21 protein-coding genes are annotated in these 18,851 nt (G+C 54.5%); 3 read left to right on the top strand and 18 right to left on the bottom strand.

The window, feature by feature from the left end; all coding sequences use genetic code 11:
- The first annotated feature begins 102 nt into the window (after nt 1-102).
- Nucleotides 103-1,092 carry a M23 family metallopeptidase gene (locus B9L19_RS03115; RefSeq protein WP_025949961.1) on the top strand — a complete coding sequence of 330 codons (990 nt, stop codon included), beginning with the start codon at nt 103-105 and terminating at the stop codon, nt 1,090-1,092.
- Here B9L19_RS03115 and B9L19_RS03110 read toward each other — a convergent pair.
- The 11 genes from B9L19_RS03110 to B9L19_RS03060 form a co-directional block, all read right to left on the bottom strand.
- Nucleotides 1,089-1,262, bottom strand: coding sequence for a hypothetical protein (locus B9L19_RS03110; RefSeq protein ID WP_241771944.1), 174 nt, complete (start codon nt 1,260-1,262; stop codon nt 1,089-1,091). The two genes, B9L19_RS03115 and B9L19_RS03110, sit on opposite strands and share 4 nt — an antisense overlap.
- 78 nt (nt 1,263-1,340) lie before the next feature.
- Nucleotides 1,341-2,048, bottom strand: a complete 708-nt coding sequence (locus tag B9L19_RS03105) for an ABC transporter ATP-binding protein (protein WP_025949959.1) — start codon at nt 2,046-2,048, stop codon at nt 1,341-1,343.
- Between the two features lie 2 nt (nt 2,049-2,050).
- Nucleotides 2,051-2,830 carry an ABC transporter ATP-binding protein gene (locus B9L19_RS03100; RefSeq protein WP_025949958.1) on the bottom strand — a complete coding sequence of 260 codons (780 nt, stop codon included), beginning with the start codon at nt 2,828-2,830 and terminating at the stop codon, nt 2,051-2,053.
- Nucleotides 2,805-3,779: a branched-chain amino acid ABC transporter permease gene (locus B9L19_RS03095; protein WP_025949957.1), complete on the bottom strand. Its 975-nt coding sequence runs from the start codon at nt 3,777-3,779 to the stop codon at nt 2,805-2,807. The genes B9L19_RS03100 and B9L19_RS03095 overlap by 26 nt, the downstream gene beginning before the upstream one ends.
- 16 nt (nt 3,780-3,795) lie before the next feature.
- Nucleotides 3,796-4,674: a branched-chain amino acid ABC transporter permease gene (locus tag B9L19_RS03090; protein WP_025949956.1), complete on the bottom strand. Its 879-nt coding sequence runs from the start codon at nt 4,672-4,674 to the stop codon at nt 3,796-3,798.
- Nucleotides 4,675-4,779: 105 nt separating this feature from the next.
- Nucleotides 4,780-5,976 (bottom strand): ABC transporter substrate-binding protein, encoded by a 1,197-nt coding sequence (locus B9L19_RS03085; RefSeq protein WP_025949955.1) that lies wholly within the window; start codon nt 5,974-5,976, stop codon nt 4,780-4,782.
- 374 nt (nt 5,977-6,350) lie between these two features.
- Complete coding sequence (gene yunB / locus B9L19_RS03080) at nt 6,351-7,097, bottom strand: sporulation protein YunB (RefSeq protein ID WP_025949954.1); 747 nt, start codon at nt 7,095-7,097, stop codon at nt 6,351-6,353.
- 52 nt (nt 7,098-7,149) lie between these two features.
- Nucleotides 7,150-7,452 carry a YunC family protein gene (locus B9L19_RS03075; protein WP_025949953.1) on the bottom strand — a complete coding sequence of 101 codons (303 nt, stop codon included), beginning with the start codon at nt 7,450-7,452 and terminating at the stop codon, nt 7,150-7,152.
- A 61-nt stretch (nt 7,453-7,513) separates the two neighbouring features.
- Nucleotides 7,514-8,896 carry a bifunctional metallophosphatase/5'-nucleotidase gene (locus B9L19_RS03070; protein ID WP_025949952.1) on the bottom strand — a complete coding sequence of 461 codons (1,383 nt, stop codon included), beginning with the start codon at nt 8,894-8,896 and terminating at the stop codon, nt 7,514-7,516.
- A gap of 17 nt (nt 8,897-8,913) precedes the next feature.
- Nucleotides 8,914-9,801, bottom strand: a complete 888-nt coding sequence (locus B9L19_RS03065) for a sulfite exporter TauE/SafE family protein (protein ID WP_025949951.1) — start codon at nt 9,799-9,801, stop codon at nt 8,914-8,916.
- 23 nt (nt 9,802-9,824) lie between these two features.
- A complete protein-coding gene (locus B9L19_RS03060) occupies nt 9,825-10,673 on the bottom strand; it encodes a DUF72 domain-containing protein (RefSeq protein ID WP_025949950.1) in 849 nt (282 codons plus the stop codon).
- Nucleotides 10,674-10,859: 186 nt separating this feature from the next.
- On the opposite strand from B9L19_RS03060, the gene B9L19_RS03055 reads away from it, so the two are divergent.
- Nucleotides 10,860-11,492, top strand: a complete 633-nt coding sequence (locus B9L19_RS03055) for a LysE family translocator (protein ID WP_025949949.1) — start codon at nt 10,860-10,862, stop codon at nt 11,490-11,492.
- A gap of 258 nt (nt 11,493-11,750) precedes the next feature.
- On the opposite strand, the gene sufB is transcribed toward B9L19_RS03055, so the two are convergent.
- The 6 genes from sufB to B9L19_RS03025 all read right to left on the bottom strand — a co-directional run bounded on the left by sufB (nt 11,751) and on the right by B9L19_RS03025 (nt 17,514).
- Nucleotides 11,751-13,148 (bottom strand): Fe-S cluster assembly protein SufB, encoded by a 1,398-nt coding sequence (gene sufB, locus B9L19_RS03050; RefSeq protein ID WP_015375743.1) that lies wholly within the window; start codon nt 13,146-13,148, stop codon nt 11,751-11,753.
- A gap of 21 nt (nt 13,149-13,169) precedes the next feature.
- Nucleotides 13,170-13,604: a Fe-S cluster assembly sulfur transfer protein SufU gene (gene sufU / locus B9L19_RS03045; protein ID WP_015375744.1), complete on the bottom strand. Its 435-nt coding sequence runs from the start codon at nt 13,602-13,604 to the stop codon at nt 13,170-13,172.
- Nucleotides 13,594-14,814 (bottom strand): cysteine desulfurase, encoded by a 1,221-nt coding sequence (locus B9L19_RS03040; RefSeq protein WP_025949948.1) that lies wholly within the window; start codon nt 14,812-14,814, stop codon nt 13,594-13,596. Before B9L19_RS03040 ends, sufU begins: the two co-directional genes overlap by 11 nt.
- On the bottom strand, nt 14,811-16,121 hold the full coding sequence (gene sufD, locus B9L19_RS03035; RefSeq protein ID WP_025949947.1) for a Fe-S cluster assembly protein SufD: 1,311 nt from the start codon (nt 16,119-16,121) through the stop codon (nt 14,811-14,813). Before sufD ends, B9L19_RS03040 begins: the two co-directional genes overlap by 4 nt.
- Nucleotides 16,122-16,138: 17 nt before the next feature.
- Nucleotides 16,139-16,918: a Fe-S cluster assembly ATPase SufC gene (sufC, locus tag B9L19_RS03030; RefSeq protein WP_025949946.1), complete on the bottom strand. Its 780-nt coding sequence runs from the start codon at nt 16,916-16,918 to the stop codon at nt 16,139-16,141.
- A 233-nt stretch (nt 16,919-17,151) separates the two neighbouring features.
- Nucleotides 17,152-17,514: a carboxymuconolactone decarboxylase family protein gene (locus B9L19_RS03025; protein WP_025949945.1), complete on the bottom strand. Its 363-nt coding sequence runs from the start codon at nt 17,512-17,514 to the stop codon at nt 17,152-17,154.
- Nucleotides 17,515-17,690: 176 nt separating this feature from the next.
- Between B9L19_RS03025 and B9L19_RS03020 the strand changes: the two genes are divergently transcribed.
- Nucleotides 17,691-17,882 carry a hypothetical protein gene (locus B9L19_RS03020; RefSeq protein WP_025949944.1) on the top strand — a complete coding sequence of 64 codons (192 nt, stop codon included), beginning with the start codon at nt 17,691-17,693 and terminating at the stop codon, nt 17,880-17,882.
- Between the two features lie 106 nt (nt 17,883-17,988).
- On the opposite strand, the gene B9L19_RS03015 is transcribed toward B9L19_RS03020, so the two are convergent.
- Nucleotides 17,989-18,843, bottom strand: coding sequence for a MetQ/NlpA family ABC transporter substrate-binding protein (locus B9L19_RS03015; RefSeq protein ID WP_025949943.1), 855 nt, complete (start codon nt 18,841-18,843; stop codon nt 17,989-17,991).
- Nucleotides 18,844-18,851 lie beyond the last annotated feature (8 nt).

Below are 18,851 nucleotides of genomic sequence, written 5' to 3'. Positions count from 1 at the left end.
AAAAAAATCGTCCATCAGACGATTTTCCTCCTTTTCACATTTATGAAATTCCCGTTTCTCCCCAAACTAAACATATGAAACGGGCGGAAAGGGGGAATACGCGTGCATCGATGGCTTGCCGCCATATCGGCGGCAGCGATGCTGTGGATCGCCGCCGGCGCGGCTTCGGCGGCGGAACAGGAAGAAGCAGTGTATGAAAAGCGAATGGAGCTGTACAAAAAGGCCGAGGCCGTTTCCTTGATCCCGTGGTATTACTTTGCGGCCATTGACCAGTATGAGCGAAACGTCCGGCAAGTGCGCCGCGACTTGCCTAAACCGACCGGCGTCCTCGGCATTTATATCAAACCGGAAATATGGGCCGGGCCGCTGAACAAAAACCCGCATGATACAGACCCGTTCACCATCTCCCAGTTTGGCGGCCTTGGCGTGGACGGAGACGGCGACGGCTATGCGCGGGCGGATGACGATGACGATGTGATCATGGCCATGGCCCGCTATTTGCAGACGTACGGCATCGATCACCGCCATATCAAAATCGCGCTTTGGAACTATTACCAACGCGCCAAAACCGTCGACTTGATTTTAGGAAAGGTGAGAATTTATAAAAAGTATCAGACATTGAAATTGGACAACCACGTGTTTCCGCTTCCGCTAGGAGCCCATTACAGCTACCGCGATACATGGGGGGATGCGCGCGGCTGGGGCGGGCGGCGCATTCATGAAGGAACCGACATTTTCGCGGGCTACGGCGTTCCGGTGCGCTCGACGTGCTACGGCATCGTCGAGCTGAAAGGGTGGAACAAATACGGCGGCTGGCGCATCGGCATCCGCGACATCAACAACACGTATCATTATTTTGCCCATTTGAACGGCTTCGCCGCCGATCTTCGCGAGGGGCAAATCGTCGAGCCGGGGACGATCATCGGTTCGGTCGGCAGCTCTGGCTACGGTCCGCCCGGCACGGCGGGGAAATTTCCGCCCCATCTTCACTACGGCATGTACAAAGACAACGGCTATACCGAATGGGCGTTTGACCCGTACCCGCACCTAAAAGCATGGGAGCGGGCCGAGCGGCAACAACGGCGCCGCTAGCCAAGCGGGGGCTGGCGCGACAGGGTTTTCTCCGCCAACGCCAGCCGCCCAAACCAGCGGCATGTTTTTTCAAGAGCAGAGACGTCCCGGACGCCGATGTTTCCCGTCCGTCCATCCCAGCCGGCGTTCACCGGCCGAAACGGTAATGACGGAAAAAGGCTGATCTCCAAGTTGGAATCAGCCTTTTTTCCATGGCGGCACAACCGTCCGAAACGGCTTTCCGCTGACGTTCTTCTGCCTATCGCTTCTCAATGCCCGCCCAAATACGCCTGCTTCACCTGCTCGCTCGCCTGCAACTCGCTCGCCGTTCCCGACAAGACGACGCGACCCGATTCGAGAACATAGGCGCGATGGGCGATGGAGAGCGCCATATGGGCGTTTTGTTCGACAAGCAAAATCGTCGTCCCCGACTCGTTGATTTCCTGAATGATGCGGAAAATCATTTTGACCAAAAGCGGCGCGAGCCCCATCGACGGTTCGTCAAGCAAGAGCAGCTTCGGGCGCGCCATGAGCGCGCGGCCGATGGCAAGCATTTGCTGCTCGCCGCCCGAAAGCGTGCCGGCCAGCTGCTTGCGCCGCTCCTCAAGGCGCGGGAACAGCTGAAAGACGTTGGCAAAGTCTTGTTGAATGCCTTCTTTGTCTTTGCGCAAAAACGCGCCGAGCTCCAAGTTTTCCTCGACCGTCATATTGGCGAACACGCGCCGCCCTTCCGGCACGTGGGAAATGCCTTGCTTGACGATCGTCTGCGCCGCCTTGCCGGCGATCGAGGCTCCCTCATACACGATGTCGCCGTTTTTCGGCTTCAACAAGCCGGAGATCGTTTTTAGCAGCGTCGTTTTGCCGGCGCCGTTTGCGCCGATCAGCGTGACGATCTCGCCTTTGTTCACCTCAAGCGATACGCCTTTTAAGGCATGAATGTTGCCGTAAAACACATCGATTCCATCCACTTTCAACATGGTCACGACACCTCCTCGCCAAGGTAAGCCTCGATCACTTTCGGGTTGCTGCGCACTTGTTCCGGCGTGCCTTCGGCGATCAGCTGGCCGTGATCCAACACGTAAATGCGCTCGCATATGCCCATCACAAGCGACATGTCATGCTCAATCAACAAAATCGTCAACGCAAACCGTTGGCGAATGAACGCAATCAACTTCATCAATTCTTTCGTTTCTTGCGGGTTCATGCCGGCGGCCGGCTCGTCAAGCAAAAGCACTTTTGGCTGCGCCGCCAGCGCCCGAGCGATCTCAAGCCGGCGCTGCTGGCCATACGGCAAGTTTTTCGCCTTCTCGTGCATGACGCCGTCAAGCTGAAAAATGTTCAAAAACTCGATCGCCTTTTCTTCCATTTCCTTTTCACCGCGGAAATGGGACGGGAGGCGGAGAATGGAGCTCGCGATCGAATGGCGGGCGTGCGCATGGTAGGCGACTTTCACGTTGTCGAGCACCGACAGCTCGCCGAACAGGCGAATGTTTTGAAACGTCCGGCTGATCCCTTTGCGCGTAATTTTATACGGCGGCAGTCCGTTCAACGTCTCGCTGTCCAGCATAATCCGCCCGTCAGTCGGCACATACACGCCCGTCAATAAGTTAAACAGCGTCGTTTTCCCCGCGCCGTTCGGGCCGATGAGCCCGACAAGCTCCCCTTGATATAGCTCCATCGTCACACCGGAGAGCGCCTTCAGCCCGCCAAACTGGATGCCGACGTTTTCTGCCTTAAGCAACGGTGTTTTTGCCGCCATGATTCATTCCTCCCTGCGCTGCCTTCCGCCATTTGAAGAGCGAAGATAGTTCTTTCGTCCCCATCAGCCCTGTTGGACGGTACAGCATCACCAAAATCAAGACGATGCTGTAAATGATCATCCGCGTTTCCGGATAGTTTTGCAAGAACGTCGAAACGATCGTCAGCAACACCGCCGCCACCACCGCGCCGGATAGGCTGCCGAGCCCGCCGAGCACGACGAAAATCAAGATGTCGAACGATTTCAGGAAGCCAAAGTTCGACGGCTGAATGATGTAAAAGTGATGCGCGTACAGCGCTCCGGCGATGCCGGCGAAAAACGAACCGATCACAAACGCCGCCACTTTGTAATACGTCGTGTTGATCCCCATGGCATCGGCGGCGATTTCATCTTCGCGGATCGAGATGCACGCCCTCCCGTGCGTCGAGTTCGTGAAGTTGGCGATCACCAAAATGGTGGCAAACAAGCAGGCGAACACCCACGGCCATGTCGTCATATGCGTCACCGTCATGCCGCTCGCCCCGCCGACGTAATCGATGTTCAAGAGCGCGATGCGGACGATTTCGCCAAAGCCGAGCGTGGCGATCGCCAAGTAATCGCCTTTTAAACGCAGGCTCGGCACGCCGATGATGAGGCCGGCGAGCGCCGCCGCCACCCCGGCGGTCAAGACGCCGACCGCAAACGGCAGCTGCAGCTTCATCGTCATGACGGCTGAAGCGTAAGCGCCGACGGCGAAAAAGCCGGCATGTCCAATCGAAAACTGCCCGGTGATGCCAATGATTAAGTGAAGGCTCGCAGCCAGCATGACGTTGATCGCCATGAAAAAGAGCGTGTTGACGTAAAACACATTGAGCGTCCCGCTTGCAATCAGCCACTCGACAACAGCGAAAAAGGCGAAGGCCAGTATGACGGAAACCCAAAATCCACGAGTCCGCTTCCAAGTTGCCATTGTCCCCTACCATCCTTTACACTTTTTCTCGTACGTTCTTGCCAAACAATCCGGCCGGTCGGAAAATGAGGATGAGAATTAAAATGACAAACGCCGCTCCGTCGCGCCAAAGCGAATACCCAAGCCCGCTGACGAGCGATTCGATGACGCCAAGCAAAAGCCCCCCGACCATCGCTCCCGGAATGATGCCGATTCCGCCCAACACGGCGGCGACAAACGCTTTCAATCCGGGAAGAATGCCCATCAATGGCTCGATTTTTGTATAATAAATGCCGAAAATAACGCCTGCCGCCCCCGCGAGCGCCGAACCGATGGCGAACGTGGCCGAAATCGTATTGTCGACATTAATCCCCATCAACCGGGCCGCTTCCGCATCATGGGAAACCGCACGCATCGCTTTCCCGATTTTTGTCCGGTGAACGATGAACTGAAGAAGGACCATCAAAACGAGGGACGTGCCGAGGATGAACAGCGACTGGCTGCTGATGACAACCCCAAACAGCTCCAAGTTCCGATCCGGCATCAATGTGCTCGGATACGCTTCCGGCTGAGCCCCGCGCAAATAAATCGTGACGTACTCAATCAAAAGCGATACGCCGATCGCCGTAATGAGCACCGCGATGCGCGCCGCATTGCGCAGCGGCTTGTACGCGATCCGCTCAATGATCATCCCCAGCACGGCGCAAGAGGCCATCGCCAGCAACAGCGCCGGGACAAAGCCGACGTGAAGCATCGTGACGGCATAAAACCCGACAAATGAACCAATCATAAAGACGTCGCCATGGGCGAAGTTAATGAGGCGGACGATGCCGTACACCATCGTATAGCCAAGAGCGATGAGCGCATAAATGCTGCCTAGCGAAATGCCGTTGACCAGCTGTTGAATGAGTTCCATGATCGCACGCTCCTTAACGAAAACTCGTCGTTGACCAAAAGAAATGCCGGATGGGAGGACGCTCCCTTAGGAGCCCCCCCGTCCATGCATCCATCCAGCCTTTCATTACGGATTCACTTTCGTTTTGAATTGTTGCTGCCCGTCTTTGTATTCTAAAATAATGGCCGATTTGACAGGATTGTGGTTTTGATCGACCGTAAATGTTCCCGTGACAAGCTGCAAATCTTTCGTTTGCGCCAGCGAGTCTTTAATTTTCACCGGATCGGCGCTGCCGGCCCGCTTAATGGCATCGACCAGGAAGTAGGCGGTATCATAGCCAAGCGCGTTGAACGCATCCGGCGCTTTGTTGTATTTCGCTTTAAAGGCTTTCACAAACTCTTGAATTTTCGGATCCGGGTCGCCCGACGAATAATGGTTCGTGATGTACGTGTTGTTCAAGGCGTCTTTGCCCGCGATCTCGACCAGCTTCGGCGAATCCCAGCCGTCGCCGCCCATGATCGGCACGTTCAAGCCAAGCTCGCGCGCCTGTTTGACGATGAGGCCGACTTCTTCATAATAGCCCGGCAGGAAAATGAATTCTGGATTTTTGGATTTGATGCGCGTCAGCGTCGCGCGGAAATCGGTGTCTTTCGCCACATACGCCTCTTCGGCGACAATTTGGCCGCCGCCAGCTGTAAATGTTTCTTTAAATGACGCCGCCAGTCCTTTCGAGTAATCACTCGCGCTGTCGATCAAAACAGCCGCCTTTTTTACTTTCAAGTCGTTCAGCGCAAATTTGGCCGCCACCGTTCCCTGGAACGGGTCGATAAAGCACGTCCGGAAGACGAACTCGTTCACTTTGCCATCTTTGACGGTCACCGTTTCGCTCGTCCCAGACGGTGTAATAATCGGAACTTTATTGTCATTGGCAATTTGCACTTGAGCGAGCGTGTTCGTGCTCGTCGCCGAGCCGATGATGGCGACGACTTTATCCTGGCTGATCAACTTGATCGCGCCGTTCGTCGCTTCGGCCGCTTCCGATTTGTTGTCGACTTTCACCAACTCCAGCTTTTTGCCGTTGATTCCTTCTTTGTTGATTTCCTCTAACGCCAAGTCCAGCCCTTCCGCAATCGACTGGCCGTATGACGCGACCCCGCCGGACAGCTCGAGGTTGGCGCCGATTTTAATCACATCGCCGCCCCCGCCCCCGCCGCTGTTTCCGCCTGAAGAGCCGCCCCCTTGCTGGTTGCCGCCGCAGCCGGCCAAAAGACCTGCCGTCAGCACCAATGAGAAAAAGACACCTGCTGTTCTTTTTTTCTTCATTTCTTGTTCCCCCATTGTTCAAAATATTTTGTCACCGATGTGCGCCTGGCGGCATTCCACGAATCAAGCGCCCTTCCCGTGCGCACGATCATCATGTGTTGAAGGGCGGCCGCGTCCAAAACCGTCCCTTCTTGTTTCCTGTCCCTTTGCCTCGGCTCCCACATCCCCTCTAGACCTTATGTAAATAATAAAACTATTTTCAATTTAATATAATATTACAAAATTTACAGCGGCTCGTCTAGCTCTTTTCTTTTTGAAAACAAAAAAGCTCGTTCACTCCCCGTCATGGGGAGAGCACGAGCGCAACAAAGGGCGCCGCGTTGACGCTTTCGTTGTATAACGTTTCCATGTTTCCGGCAAAACCATTTTCTGAACTAACGCTTCGGAAGCGGAACCGACGGGCCGAGCGGGCCGCCGTTTTTGTTGTAAAACTGCGGCACTTCTCCCGGAATAAAGCGCATCACTACGGGAATATCTGTTGTCACATTGGAAATTTTCGAGGCAAATGGAATGACGACTTGGATGTCGACCGATACATGAATATCAATTTCAATAAAAAAACTGTTAATATCATAGGCTCGAATTTCTTTCGTCACTTCCGAGTCGACATTGCCAACGATCTGAAACTGCACCGGAATGCGCGGGCCGAGGTTGGCCAAGAGGGCATTATCCGTGATTTTTCCAAGCGGAATGTAATAAATGATGCCGCGGCTGTCTCCCGTTCCGGACTCGACTTCGGGAAGGACCATCCGTTCAAGCCGTCCTTCTGTCGCCGCCTTTAAGCTTTCCATCACATGATCATCCGTCTCCGATAAGATGCGATTGATCACCGCGGTATCAAAATCGACCGACACAATTTTGCCGCTTTCGTCCTTTTGAACCGTGACCAGCTGCCGAAATTCAGGGTTGTCTTTTTGAAACTGCTGCTCAATGGCGTTATTGATCACCAAGTTGGCAATCCGCTTCGTTTCCGTTTCCGCAATCTCCATGAGCACCGGCTTAATGCCTTTATTGACAATCCAAAGGCTTGCCGCCGTCGAGAACATAAAAAAAACGAACGTCAATAAAAACACGTAGCGGAACGGGAGCGGCCCCTTCCGCACAAATCGGGGGCGCAACAAAATGAAATCCCTCCTTTACAAGCTATATGTATGCTTGCAAGGAGGGATTTTTTCACCGCATTTTCAACAGCGCGTCTTTTCCTTTCATTCCCCGTTTGATGCCAAGCTCCTCGGCGGCGACTGTCACCGATTCGAGCGGCGCCTCGAGCAGCTGTTCGAACGTGCGCACCCCGACCGCCCGCCCGGCGATAATGCCGCGGTCGCGCAATTTCTCATTCAACAGCGCCACATCGAGCGCCCCGCACATAATGTACCCTCTCTCGCCCGCCACCGCCAGCAAGTTCGTTTTCGGCAGCTGGACGGACACAGCAATAAACGGATGTCCGTCAATGAGGATCGGCCTCACTTCGACCATCGCCGCAGTCACTCTCCTTTCCATACTCCAATGTATGAAGCATGGAAAAAGAAGTGCCTGCCTATTGGGCCAATTTCCAAGCGAGAAGATCGCGCAAAAACTCCGGCATGTAATACGTTTTTTCCGCTGCCCGCTGAATTTGCGGATAAAAGTGCCCGATCGCAAACATATCGGTCGTCGCCACCTCATACGTGCGCTCGGGATCGAGCGGCTCGCCGTTGATCATAATGCGGCGGATATGACATTGACCGTCTTCCTCGAGCCCGGCCTCGATGTCCACGCCGTCGTACACCATTTCCCCCATCACTTCGCCGCGGAAGCCAAACCCTTTAAACTGCCAATGCTTCATCCGTTCCGTGTTGGCCTCAAGGATAATCTCTTTGAGCTCCGCGCCGCGCAGCTTCACCTTGCACGGGTTGAGCGGATGCGGGCAAATGCGATGCAAATCTTTTTTCGTCACCGGCCCTTTCGCAAGCGGCGCAAGCAGCACGCCGGCGTTGACCATGCCGATGTCCGCTTGACACCACTCACGCAAAGCGGAAGCAAGCAAATTCGCGAGCGGCGACGGGGCGAACCAGTCAAGCGGCAAGTCATCATGGAGCACGGCGACTTGTTCCGCTTCAAGCCGCGCCAAACTTTCCTGCTCAAGACAAACAAGATGGTGCTCGACCGCCTCGGAGCGGGGCAATGGTTCGACATCCACGACCGTCGCGGATGCCTTGGACAGCCGATTTTGGTCAATCTCCAGCTTGACCACCCCAACATATTTTCCGTATTTCCCCGCCGCGCAAAGCAGTGTTTGATTCAATGTTTTTCCTTCTGGAAACACATGGTGGGTGTGAGCGCCTAAAATAATGTCCACGCCTGGGATCGTCGCAGCGATTTTTTCATCCTCATTCACCCCAAGATGAGACAGCACAACGACGCAATCGGCCTTTTGCTTCACTTCCTTCACCGCTGCTGTCAACATGTCAAACGGCGGAACGATCTTCCAGCCGAGCAGCTCGTAAAAGTGAGAAAACGGAGCGGTGGCGCCAACCACCCCAATGCGAAACGTCTCCGTCGCCGGGATGACGACATACGGAAGCGCCCAATGCGGCCGCGCGCCGTCGCGGTGGAACAAATTGGCGACCACGACCGGAAACCGAGCCTGTTCGTACAACGTATCCAGTTCATCATGATCAAGGGTGATCCCTTCATTGTTGCCGATCGTCACTGCATCATAGCCGAGATCATTCAATAAGTCCACATTCGCTTTTCCGCGCGTCGCCTCGGTAATCGGATGCACGCGGTCGAGAAAATCGCCGACATCAAACAAAAGCATCGCCTCGTTGCGCACGCGATGCTCCCTTCTCCGTTCAGACAAAAAGCGGGCGATTTGGGGCCAATGTTCAAAATGGCTGTGCACGTCGTTCGTATGGTAAATATAAATGGTTTGCTTCAATGCGCGCCCCTCCTCCATTACGCCAAACTCCCCCATACAAGCCGCATCCCAAGCAGCACGAGCACGACTCGAAGCACGACGACAAGCGTCCGGCTTGGCATCCGCTTACTGATCCACGCCCCCGTTTTCGCACCGATCCACACCCCAGGAATAAGAGCAAGGGCAAATGACCATTGCACGTTTCCCATCGCGACATGGGTGAGCGAACCGATGAGAGAGGACAAAAAAATCATCAACATCGACGTGGCGACCGCCACATGGGGCGGAAAGCGAAACAGCACGATCATCGCCGGCACCATGAGCGAGCCGCCGCCAATGCCAAACAGCCCGCCGAAAAAGCCGACCACAAACGCGATGGCAACCGCCATGAGCGGCTGGTAGCCGTATGTGAACGTCTCCCCGTTCCGCTCCGTGTACGTTCGCACAACACGCCGTCTCCACCACGGCGCCGGCCGCGCCTGCTCCGTCGCCGTTCGTTCGGCCCCGTTTTCTTTCGCCGCCGCCGTCTCGTCAGCCGAACGCTTCGTTTTCTTTTGACTCAGCGACAAAAAAACCGACATGGCGATTAAAAACAGCCCAAAATACAATGAAAAATGAGCGGCGCTCAGCGTATTGTTCACCCAAGCGCCGATGACCGCCCCGGGAACGCTGCCAAGACAAAAGAGCAAGCCGCTTTGATAGTCGACCATTTTGTCTTTCATATACGACAGTGTGGACGATAAGCCATTGAAAATAATGACGACAAGCGACGTGCCGACCGCCACTTGCGGCGTCACCGCCGACAGCCAGCCGAGTGCGCCAAAAAACAGAAGCGACGGCACGATGATCACCCCGCCGCCAAGGCCGGCTAAACTGCCGACCGTCCCCGCGATAAAGCCGATCAAGACAAGCAACGCATACGCCATCCTCCATCCCCCTCTTCCCCGCTTCAAAACAAACCAAGCTGCCGCGGCGCAAGGCCCGTGTACTCAATGCCAAGCAGCTCGATCAATTGTTTGGCGTTGTCAGCGGCGTCGCCGCCGGAGTTGTTGTTGAACAGCACGTAAATCTGTTTCGTTTTTTGCTTTAATGTCTCGATATGGCGCGCCCACTCGCGCAGCTCGCGGTCGTTGTATCGATACAAGTAGCGGACCGCCCTCCAGTTCTCGCCGGCCGTCGCCTTGTTCCAGCCGTGGACGTTGCGCCCGTGCAGGCGGATGAGCGTCTTTTCCCGGTCGGTCGGATGCAAAACGGTCGGCACCGACCCTTCCCCCGCCTGCGGCTCATCGCAAATGCTGTGGATCCAGCCTTCTTCTTCCATGAAGCGCAGCGTTTTGTCATAAAAGCGCGGCGAAAACCACGATTGGTGCCGAAATTCGAGCGCCGCCGGCACCTCCCCCATCCGCGCTTTCACCCAGCGCAAGTACGCCACATGCTCGCGCCGGCAGTCAAACCACGGCGGAAACTGAAACAGCACCATCGCCAATTTCCCCGCTTCCTGAAACGGCGCGATCGAGTCCAAAAACGCGGCAAACATCGCTTCCTTACTCTCATACGGAATCGGGCCGCGCTCATGCCCGGTCATTCCATGGTAGGCCTTCACGATAAACTGAAACGACGGCGGCGTCTCGCGAATCCACTTTTCCACGTTCGAACGCGGCTGAATGGCGTAAAAGTACGAATCGACCTCGACTGTCGGAAAATGAGCCGCGTATTCCAGCAGCTTGTTTTTTGCCGCAAGACCTGGCGGGTACAAGCTGTCATGATCCCCCCAGCCGGTCAGTCCGATGTAAATCATATCAATCACCAATTCGTTCGATTTGCAGCTATCTTCACTATATCATATGTGCCACCGCCAGGAAATAAAAATGACCGCCGCACCATCAAGGATGGCGGCGGTTCATCACATCCATATTTACAATCGAGGAACGGTTGCGATACAATGATACCCATCGAAACATTCTGACAATGGGAGGGCCGTCCGATGATTCATCTGTACCCATTTCTTCTCTTATCGATATTTTTGATTGTGCTGCCCGGCCCCGACACAGCGGTGGTGACCAAAAACACCATTTCCGTCGGGAAGATCGGCGGCTTGAAAACCGCACTAGGGGTTTGCTGCGCCTTGTTTCTCCACACCGCCGCGGCGTCGCTCGGGCTTTCCGCCGTCATGATGCAATCGGCCTTGCTGTTTTCCGCCTTGAAATATATTGGAGCGGTGTATTTAACCTATTTAGGCGTTAAAGCGTTGTATAGCGCTATAAAACAAGGGGAAGCGGCCGGCATGGAAACGGATGTCAACAGCAAAGGCCTACAGCCCGCCTGCTTCCGGCAAGGATTTCTGACCGACTTCTTAAATCCGAAAGTGGCGGCCTTTTTCCTAACGTTTTTGCCGCAATTCGTGGCGCCCGGCGTGCACTCCTTCGCTCCGTTTCTCATGATGGGAGCGGCTTATACGGCGATGACCGCGATATGGTTTTTGTTTTACATTTCCTTCATCCATTATATCAGCGACTTCATGAAGCGGCCGAAAACGAAAAAATGGATCGAAGGCATCACGGGCGCAGTGATGATCGGGTTCGGCATCAAATTGGCGCTTGAAAAAGTCGAGCGCTAAACAGGAAGACCGGGCCACGGCTGAACAAAGCCGCCTGGCATGTGAAATCAATGACAGGGGAGCGCCCAAAAAAGAGCGCTCCCCTAAAAACATGCTCCCATGAGGGAGGAAATGGCCTGCAGGGCGGCCTTGGCGCTTCCAGAGACCACCGGAGAGAATAAGCGCCGGCCGCTCCCTTGTTTTGCCCTGCGTCGATCATGTGGGCGTTTTGTGGGGGAAGCACCCCCAAGCGAGCGCTCCACCCTTGCTTCATCAAGCTTACCCAATGCTTCCTTCCATCTCGAACTTGATCAAGCGGTTCATCTCGACCGCGTATTCCATCGGCAGCTCTCTTGTAAACGGCTCAATGAAGCCCATGACGATCATTTCCGTCGCTTCCTGCTCGGAAATGCCGCGGCTCATCAAGTAGAACAGCTGCTCTTCCGACACTTTCGACACTTTTGCTTCGTGCTCAAGCGAGATGTTGTCGTTTAAAATTTCGTTATACGGAATCGTGTCCGATGTCGACTGGTTGTCGAGAATGAGCGTATCGCATTCGATGTTTGAGCGCGAGCCGGACGCTTTGCGGCCGAAATGGACCATGCCGCGGTACGTGACTTTTCCGCCTTGCTTGGAGATCGACTTCGAGACGATCGTCGATGACGTGTTTGGCGCCAGATGGATCATTTTCGCCCCAGCGTCTTGGTGCTGCCCTTTGCCGGCGATGGCGATGGAGAGCGTCAAGCCGCGCGCCCCTTCACCTTTTAAGATGACAGCCGGGTATTTCATCGTCAACTTCGAGCCGATGTTGCCGTCAATCCATTCCATCGTCGCGTTTTCTTCGCAGACCGCGCGCTTCGTCACCAAGTTGAAGACGTTGTTCGCCCAGTTTTGGATCGTCGTGTAGCGGCAGTAGGCGCCTTTTTTGACGATGATCTCAACAACCGCGCTATGGAGCGAGTTCGTCGTGTAAATCGGCGCCGTACAGCCTTCGACGTAATGGACGTGCGCCCCTTCGTCGACGATGATGAGCGTCCGTTCAAACTGCCCCATGTTTTCCGAGTTGATGCGGAAGTACGCCTGAAGCGGCGTATCGACTTTCACGCCTTTCGGGACGTAGATGAACGAACCGCCCGACCAGACGGCCGAGTTCAAGGCCGCAAATTTGTTGTCCGTCGGCGGCACCACTTTGGCGAAATACTCGCGGAACAAGTCTTCGTTTTCTTTCAGCGCCGAGTCGGTGTCTTTAAAGATGACGCCGAGCTTTTCAAGGTCTTCTTTCATGTTGTGGTAGACGACTTCCGATTCGTATTGCGCCGAGACGCCGGCCAAATATTTTTGTTCCGCCTCTGGAATCCCCAATTTATCGAACGTCGCTTTAATTTCCGCCGGCACTTCATCCCATGAGCGGCCCGATTTTTCCGTCGGTTTGACGTAATACGTAATTTCATCGAAATCGAGGCTTGACAAGTCGCCGCCCCATTGCGGCATCGGTTTGCTGTAGAAGATGTCGAGCGCTTTTAGGCGGAACTCGAGCATCCATTGCGGCTCGTTTTTCATCCGCGAAATTTCTTCGACGACTTCGCGCGTCAAGCCGCGCTGGGCGCGGAAGACGGAGACGTCTTTATCGACGAAGCCGTACTTGTATTCACCGATTTCCGGTGCTTTTTTCGCCATCTCGGTTCACCTTCCTTTAGATTAGTGGTGATGCAGCCCTTTTTCGAGCGCTTTCCACGCCAATGTCGCGCATTTGATGCGGGCCGGAAACTTGGAAACGCCTTGGAGCGCTTCGATGTCGCCAAGGTCGACGGAATCGTCGTACTCTTTCCCTTGGATCATGTCAGAAAAAATATGAGCGAGCCGAAGCGCTTCTTCCACCGTTTTCCCCTTGATCGCCTGCGTCATCATCGACGCCGACGACATTGAAATCGAACAGCCTTCCCCTTCAAATTTGACGTCGGCGACTTTTCCGTCTTCGACTTTCATCGTCAAGTGGATGCGGTCGCCGCACGTCGGGTTGTTCATGTTGACGTCGACGTTCGTGCCCTCAAGCACCCCGCGGTTGCGCGGGTTTTTATAATGGTCCATAATGACTTGGCGGTAAAGCTGATCCAACGGATGATTAGAAGACATGGCTGAAGTACTCCTTCGCTTTCTGTAATGCGGCGATGAACCGGTCGATTTCCTCTTTCGTATTGTAAAGGTAAAAGCTCGCCCGGGCGGTTGCGGTCACGCCGAGCCATTTCATGAGCGGCTGGGCGCAATGGTGGCCGGCGCGGATGGCGATTCCCTCGGCGTCAAGAACCGTCGCCACATCGTGCGGATGCACCCCGTCGATGTTAAACGTCACAAGCCCGGCCCGCTCTTTCGGCCCATAGACGGTGATGCCTTCGATGTCCGCCATTCGGCTAAGCGCATATTGCGCCAGCTCGTGTTCATGGGCGGCGATGGCGTCCAAGCCGACTTGTTCAAGGAAATCGATCGCCGCCCCAAGGCCAATCGCCCCAGCGATGATCGGCGTGCCGCCTTCAAACTTCCACGGCAGCTCTTTCCACGTCGAGTCGTACAGCTCGACAAAATCGATCATTTCGCCGCCGAACTCGATCGGCTCCATCTGCTCAAGCCATTTCTTTTTGCCATATAATACGCCGATTCCCGTCGGCCCGCACATTTTATGGCCGGAAAGGGCGAGAAAATCGCAATCAAGTTCCTGAACATCGACCTTCATATGCGGAGCGCTTTGCGCCGCATCGACGACGACGACCGCGCCGCGCTCATGGGCGATGCGGGCGATCTCCCGCACCGGGTTGATCGTGCCGAGCACGTTCGACACATGGGCGATGGCGACGATCTTCGCCGCTTCGGTGACGGTCTCCTCGACATCGCGCAGATCGATCGTGCCGTCTTCCTGAAGCGGAATGTATTTCAGCGTTGCGCCCGTTTGCTTCGCCAGCTGCTGCCATGGAATCAAGTTGCTGTGATGCTCCATGTATGTGATGACGATTTCATCGCCTTCTTTGACATTGGCGCGCCCGTAGCTGGAGGCGACCAAATTGAGCGACGCCGTCGTGCCGCGTGTGAAGATGATCTCCTGCGCCGATTGGGCGTTTAAAAACCGCCGCACTTTTTCGCGCGCCCCTTCGTACGCATCGGTCGCCTTCGTCCCGAGCGTATGGACGCCGCGGTGGACGTTCGAGTTGTATTCGCGGTAGTAGCGGTCAAGCGCCTCAATCACCGGCAGCGGCTTTTGCGATGTCGCCGCGCTGTCGAAATAAACGAGCGGATGGCCGTTGACGTCCTGATGCAAAATCGGAAACAACGCGCGAATGTTATTCACATTCATGATTGAACTTTCCTTTCAATCACTTCAATTAATTGGTTTTTCACGCCTTCAAGCGGAATCGCCTCGACGACCGGCGCCAAAAAGCCGTGGATGATGAGCCGTTCCGCGTCTCGTCTCGGAATGCCGCGGCTCATTAAGTAATACAATTGGATCGGGTCAACGCGCCCGACCGAGGCCGCGTGGCCGGCCATGACGTCGTCTTCGTCAATCAACAAAATCGGGTTCGCATCGCCCCGCGCTTTTTCGCTCAGCATCAAGACGCGCGACTCCTGCTCGGCGTTCGATTTTGACGCGCCGTGCTCAATTTTGCCGATGCCGTTGAAAATCGAGGTCGCGCTGTCGCGGACAACGCCGTGCTTCAAAATTGTCCCTTCTGTATGCTTGCCGTAATGGACGACGCTCGTCGTAAAGTTTTGCACTTGCTCGCCGCGGCTGACCGCGACCGTTTTCGTATCGCCGAACGAGCCGTCGCCGACAAGGCGGGTGATGTTCTCGGAGACCGTGTTGCCGTCATTCATCAGCCCGAGCGCCCATTCGATCCGTCCGTCGCGCCCAGCGATGCCGCGCCGATTGACATACGTCGTGGTACCTTTTGCCAAATGGTCGACGGCGGCGAAAAAGACGCGCGCGTTGGCGTTCGCAAACACTTCGGCGACAATATTGACGGCTGCTTTTCCTTGCTCATGCGCCGATAAATAATTTTCGACAAACACGACACGGCTGTTGTCTTCCGCGACAATGATCACGTGGTTAAACAAGGCGATGTCGTCTTCGTCTTGAATATAGACCGCCTGGAGCGGCGTTTCAATCTCCACGTTTTTCGGGACATAGACAAACACGCCGCCGTTGAACAGCGCCGCATGGAGCGCGGCAAGATGGTGCTCATCCGGCTTGACCGCCGTCATCAAATAGTGTTTCAGCAAATCGCCATGCTCGCGCGCTGCTGTGAAGATGTCGGTGAAAATAACGCCTTTCTCCTTCAATTCATCGGACAGCGACACGTACGCCGGCGTATGGTTGCGCTGCACGTACAAGTTTTTCGTTCCTTCGCCCGCCTCGATGAGCGCCTTGACTGCTTCCGGCAAATCGTCAAGACCATCATACGGCGCGCTGTCGACCACATGGCGTGAGAAGCCGGTGAAGTTCCATTTGTCGATTTTCGTCTTCTCCGGTTTCGGAAGCGGCAGCCGCTCCGACAGCCGAAGCGCCTCAAGGCGCCGCTCGGTCAGCCAGTCCGGTTCGCCGCGTCCGCTTGAGAATGTGCGGATGTAGGTTTCATCGAATGGGATTTTCGTTTCTGTCGCCATAGTCCTCCTCCTAACGCTTACGCTTCTTGCCCGACCGTTTCATCTTCGATGCCGAGTTCTTTTTTGATCCAGTCGTACCCTTCCGCCTCAAGCCGCTGCGCCAGCTCCGGACCGCCGGATTTGACGATGCGCCCTTGCATCATGACGTGCACGTAATCCGGCGTGATATAGTTCAATAACCGCTGGTAGTGGGTGATGATCAAACAGCCGAACTCGCTGCTGCGCATTTCGTTGACGCCTTTGGCGACAATTTTGAGCGCGTCAATATCAAGCCCGGAGTCAATCTCGTCCAAAATGGCGATTTTCGGTTCGAGCATCATCAATTGCAAGATTTCGTTCCGCTTTTTCTCCCCGCCTGAGAATCCTTCGTTCAAGTAACGGTGCGCCATATCCGGATTCATTTCGAGAAACGCCATTTTTTCATCGAGCTTGCGGATGAATTTCATGAGGGAAATTTCGTTGCCCTCGCCAAGGCGAGCGTTGATCGCCGCCCGCAGGAAGTCGGCGTTCGTCACCCCGCTGATTTCGCTCGGATATTGCATCGCCAAAAACAGGCCGGCCCGCGCCCGCTCGTCGACTTCCATCTCGAGGACATCCTGGCCGTCGAGCGTCACCGATCCTTCGGTCACTTCATATTTTGGATGGCCCATAATAGCCGATGCCAGCGTCGATTTCCCCGTTCCGTTCGGACCCATAATGGCGTGGATTTCCCCGCCTTTGACTTCCAAGTTCACTCCTTTTAAAATTTCTTTTCCCTCCACGGCGACGTGGAGATTGCGAATCGTCAATACCGCCATGCAGCATACCTCCAATTCCCAATTGAGAGTCAGTTCGCTCGCTTGTCTTCTAGCGATCGTTCATTCTCATTTTATTCTCATTATCATTTTATAACAAATGAAAACTGCCTGCAACTTCCCTGCCTTGTTTTTCACGATGTCCGTGTGAAAAACCGCATCTTTTATTTATTTTACACGAAAACCGCAAGCTTGTACGAGTTTTTGCAAAAAAAAGACCCCGTTCTCTCCGGAGTCTAGTGAGCTGTCCGCAGCTCGCGGAGGCATTCCTGCACGAGCGTCACCGCCTGGCTCATCGCCGCCCCGCCGCCAAACGCGGCCGCCACCGCGCACGCTTCCAACATTTCTTGTTCGGACGCCCCTTCATCAAGGCAGCCTTTCGCATGGTAAATGATGCAATATTCATCCTGCGACGCCAAGCTGATGCCGAGGGCGATTAATTGTTTTTCTTTTTTCGACAGCGCCCCCTCGGCAAAGCACGCTTCCGTAAACGCGTTAAACCGTTCGGCTACGTTCGGAAGTTTTTGGGTAAACGCCCCAAGCCCTTCCTTGTAGTGGCGAAGCGCGGCTTCGACCGATGCATGTGTTCCGTTGTTCATCATCATTTTCCTCCCTTTGTTCGTTTCTGCTGTTAGTATGCATGAAGGAAAACGAAATTAAACAACGAATAGTATTGAAAGCGTGTGGAAACACCACCGTTTCACCAACATCGACGGAATGTGATGATGAAAACGAACGGTTCTGTTCCACTTCCATCATCATAGGAAAGGGGGCAATGCCATTGATTCGTTGGGTTGTCTTTACCTTAACCGCCGCTTTCGCTTCGTTTTTGGCATGGATCATCATCGGCAGCATTCTCGGTGAACACGGGGACGTCATCTTCAGTTTAACGACAGTGGTCGCCCTGCAAAACTGCGTCATCATCGTCATGCTCGCCGCCGTACTGGCGCGTTTGAATGGCCGATGAAGCGCGGGAAAGCAGATCAGCCGCGGTGTCTCTCCATCCAAAATCGTTTTGAACTTTCGGGCGGCTCTTTTTTTTGGACAAAAAAAACGGAAGCGAAATGCTCCCGTTATGGATTGTTTTCCGCCGCTGGAATGACGGCGCCGTGGTATTTTTCTTTAATGAAATCTTGGATTTCTTTCGATTGCAGCACTTCGACAAGCGTTTTAATTTCTTTCCGGTTTTCATCGCCTTTGCGCACCGCAATAATGTTCACATACGGATTGTTTTTCGGCGACTCCACGGCGATCGGGTCTTTCGCCGGATCCAAACCGGCGTCAAGCGCATAGTTGGCGTTGATCAGCACCGCATCGCCTTCGCCGTTTTTGTAAATTTGCGGCAGAAGCCCGGCGTCGACATCGGCCTTAAATTTTAAATGCTTTGGATTTTCGATGATGTCATTGACTGTCGCTTTCGTTTTATCGACGCCCGGTTTCAATTTAATGAGCCCTTTTTCTTGCAACATCGACAAAATGCGGCCATGGTCGGCGACCGAGTTGCTCATGATGATCGTCGCGCCGTCCGGCAGTTCTTCAATGCTTTTGTATTTTTTCGAGTATAAGCCGATCGGCTCGATATGAATGCCGCCGGCGTTGACGAAATCATAGCCGTATTCTTTCTTTTGCGATTCCAAATACGGAATGTGTTGGAAATAGTTGGCATCAATTTGCTTCTCCGCCAGCGCTTTGTTCGGCAAGATGTAATCTTGGAACGTGATGATCTCCAAGTCGATGCCTTTTTTCTTCAAAATCGGTTTCGCTTTTTCCAAAATTTCCGCATGCGGCACGTTCGACGCACCGACTTTCAGCTTCACCATTTCGCCGCCTTTTTCTCCTTCGGATGCACTGTTGTTGTCTTTGCCGCCGCATGCCGCCAAGGCGAAGACGAGAACGGCGGCGAGCAGCGCACCAAGCCATTTTTTCATCGACTTCT

Source organism: Geobacillus thermocatenulatus (genome assembly GCF_002217655.1).
GTDB lineage: Bacteria > Bacillota > Bacilli > Bacillales > Anoxybacillaceae > Geobacillus > Geobacillus thermocatenulatus.
This window is presented reverse-complemented; position numbering and strand designations above follow the sequence as displayed.

What these genes read in the sequence shown, in the direction of transcription:
- B9L19_RS03105 (WP_025949959.1), bottom strand. Translation starts at nt 2,048, where the DNA reads ATGTTGAAAGTGGATGGAATCGATGTGTTTTACGGCAACATTCATGCC.
- B9L19_RS03100 (WP_025949958.1), bottom strand. Translation starts at nt 2,830, where the DNA reads ATGGCGGCAAAAACACCGTTGCTTAAGGCAGAAAACGTCGGCATCCAG.
- B9L19_RS03095 (WP_025949957.1), bottom strand. Translation starts at nt 3,779, where the DNA reads ATGGCAACTTGGAAGCGGACTCGTGGATTTTGGGTTTCCGTCATACTG.
- B9L19_RS03090 (WP_025949956.1), bottom strand. Translation starts at nt 4,674, where the DNA reads ATGGAACTCATTCAACAGCTGGTCAACGGCATTTCGCTAGGCAGCATT.
- B9L19_RS03085 (WP_025949955.1), bottom strand. Translation starts at nt 5,976, where the DNA reads ATGAAGAAAAAAAGAACAGCAGGTGTCTTTTTCTCATTGGTGCTGACG.
- B9L19_RS03075 (WP_025949953.1), bottom strand. Translation starts at nt 7,452, where the DNA reads ATGGTCGAAGTGAGGCCGATCCTCATTGACGGACATCCGTTTATTGCT.
- B9L19_RS03065 (WP_025949951.1), bottom strand. Translation starts at nt 9,801, where the DNA reads ATGGCGTATGCGTTGCTTGTCTTGATCGGCTTTATCGCGGGGACGGTC.
- B9L19_RS03060 (WP_025949950.1), bottom strand. Translation starts at nt 10,673, where the DNA reads ATGATTTACATCGGACTGACCGGCTGGGGGGATCATGACAGCTTGTAC.
- B9L19_RS03055 (WP_025949949.1), top strand. Translation starts at nt 10,860, where the DNA reads ATGATTCATCTGTACCCATTTCTTCTCTTATCGATATTTTTGATTGTG.
- sufB (WP_015375743.1), bottom strand. Translation starts at nt 13,148, where the DNA reads ATGGCGAAAAAAGCACCGGAAATCGGTGAATACAAGTACGGCTTCGTC.
- sufU (WP_015375744.1), bottom strand. Translation starts at nt 13,604, where the DNA reads ATGTCTTCTAATCATCCGTTGGATCAGCTTTACCGCCAAGTCATTATG.
- B9L19_RS03040 (WP_025949948.1), bottom strand. Translation starts at nt 14,814, where the DNA reads ATGAATGTGAATAACATTCGCGCGTTGTTTCCGATTTTGCATCAGGAC.
- sufD (WP_025949947.1), bottom strand. Translation starts at nt 16,121, where the DNA reads ATGGCGACAGAAACGAAAATCCCATTCGATGAAACCTACATCCGCACA.
- sufC (WP_025949946.1), bottom strand. Translation starts at nt 16,918, where the DNA reads ATGGCGGTATTGACGATTCGCAATCTCCACGTCGCCGTGGAGGGAAAA.
- B9L19_RS03025 (WP_025949945.1), bottom strand. Translation starts at nt 17,514, where the DNA reads ATGAACAACGGAACACATGCATCGGTCGAAGCCGCGCTTCGCCACTAC.
- B9L19_RS03020 (WP_025949944.1), top strand. Translation starts at nt 17,691, where the DNA reads ATGCCATTGATTCGTTGGGTTGTCTTTACCTTAACCGCCGCTTTCGCT.
- B9L19_RS03015 (WP_025949943.1), bottom strand. Translation starts at nt 18,843, where the DNA reads ATGAAAAAATGGCTTGGTGCGCTGCTCGCCGCCGTTCTCGTCTTCGCC.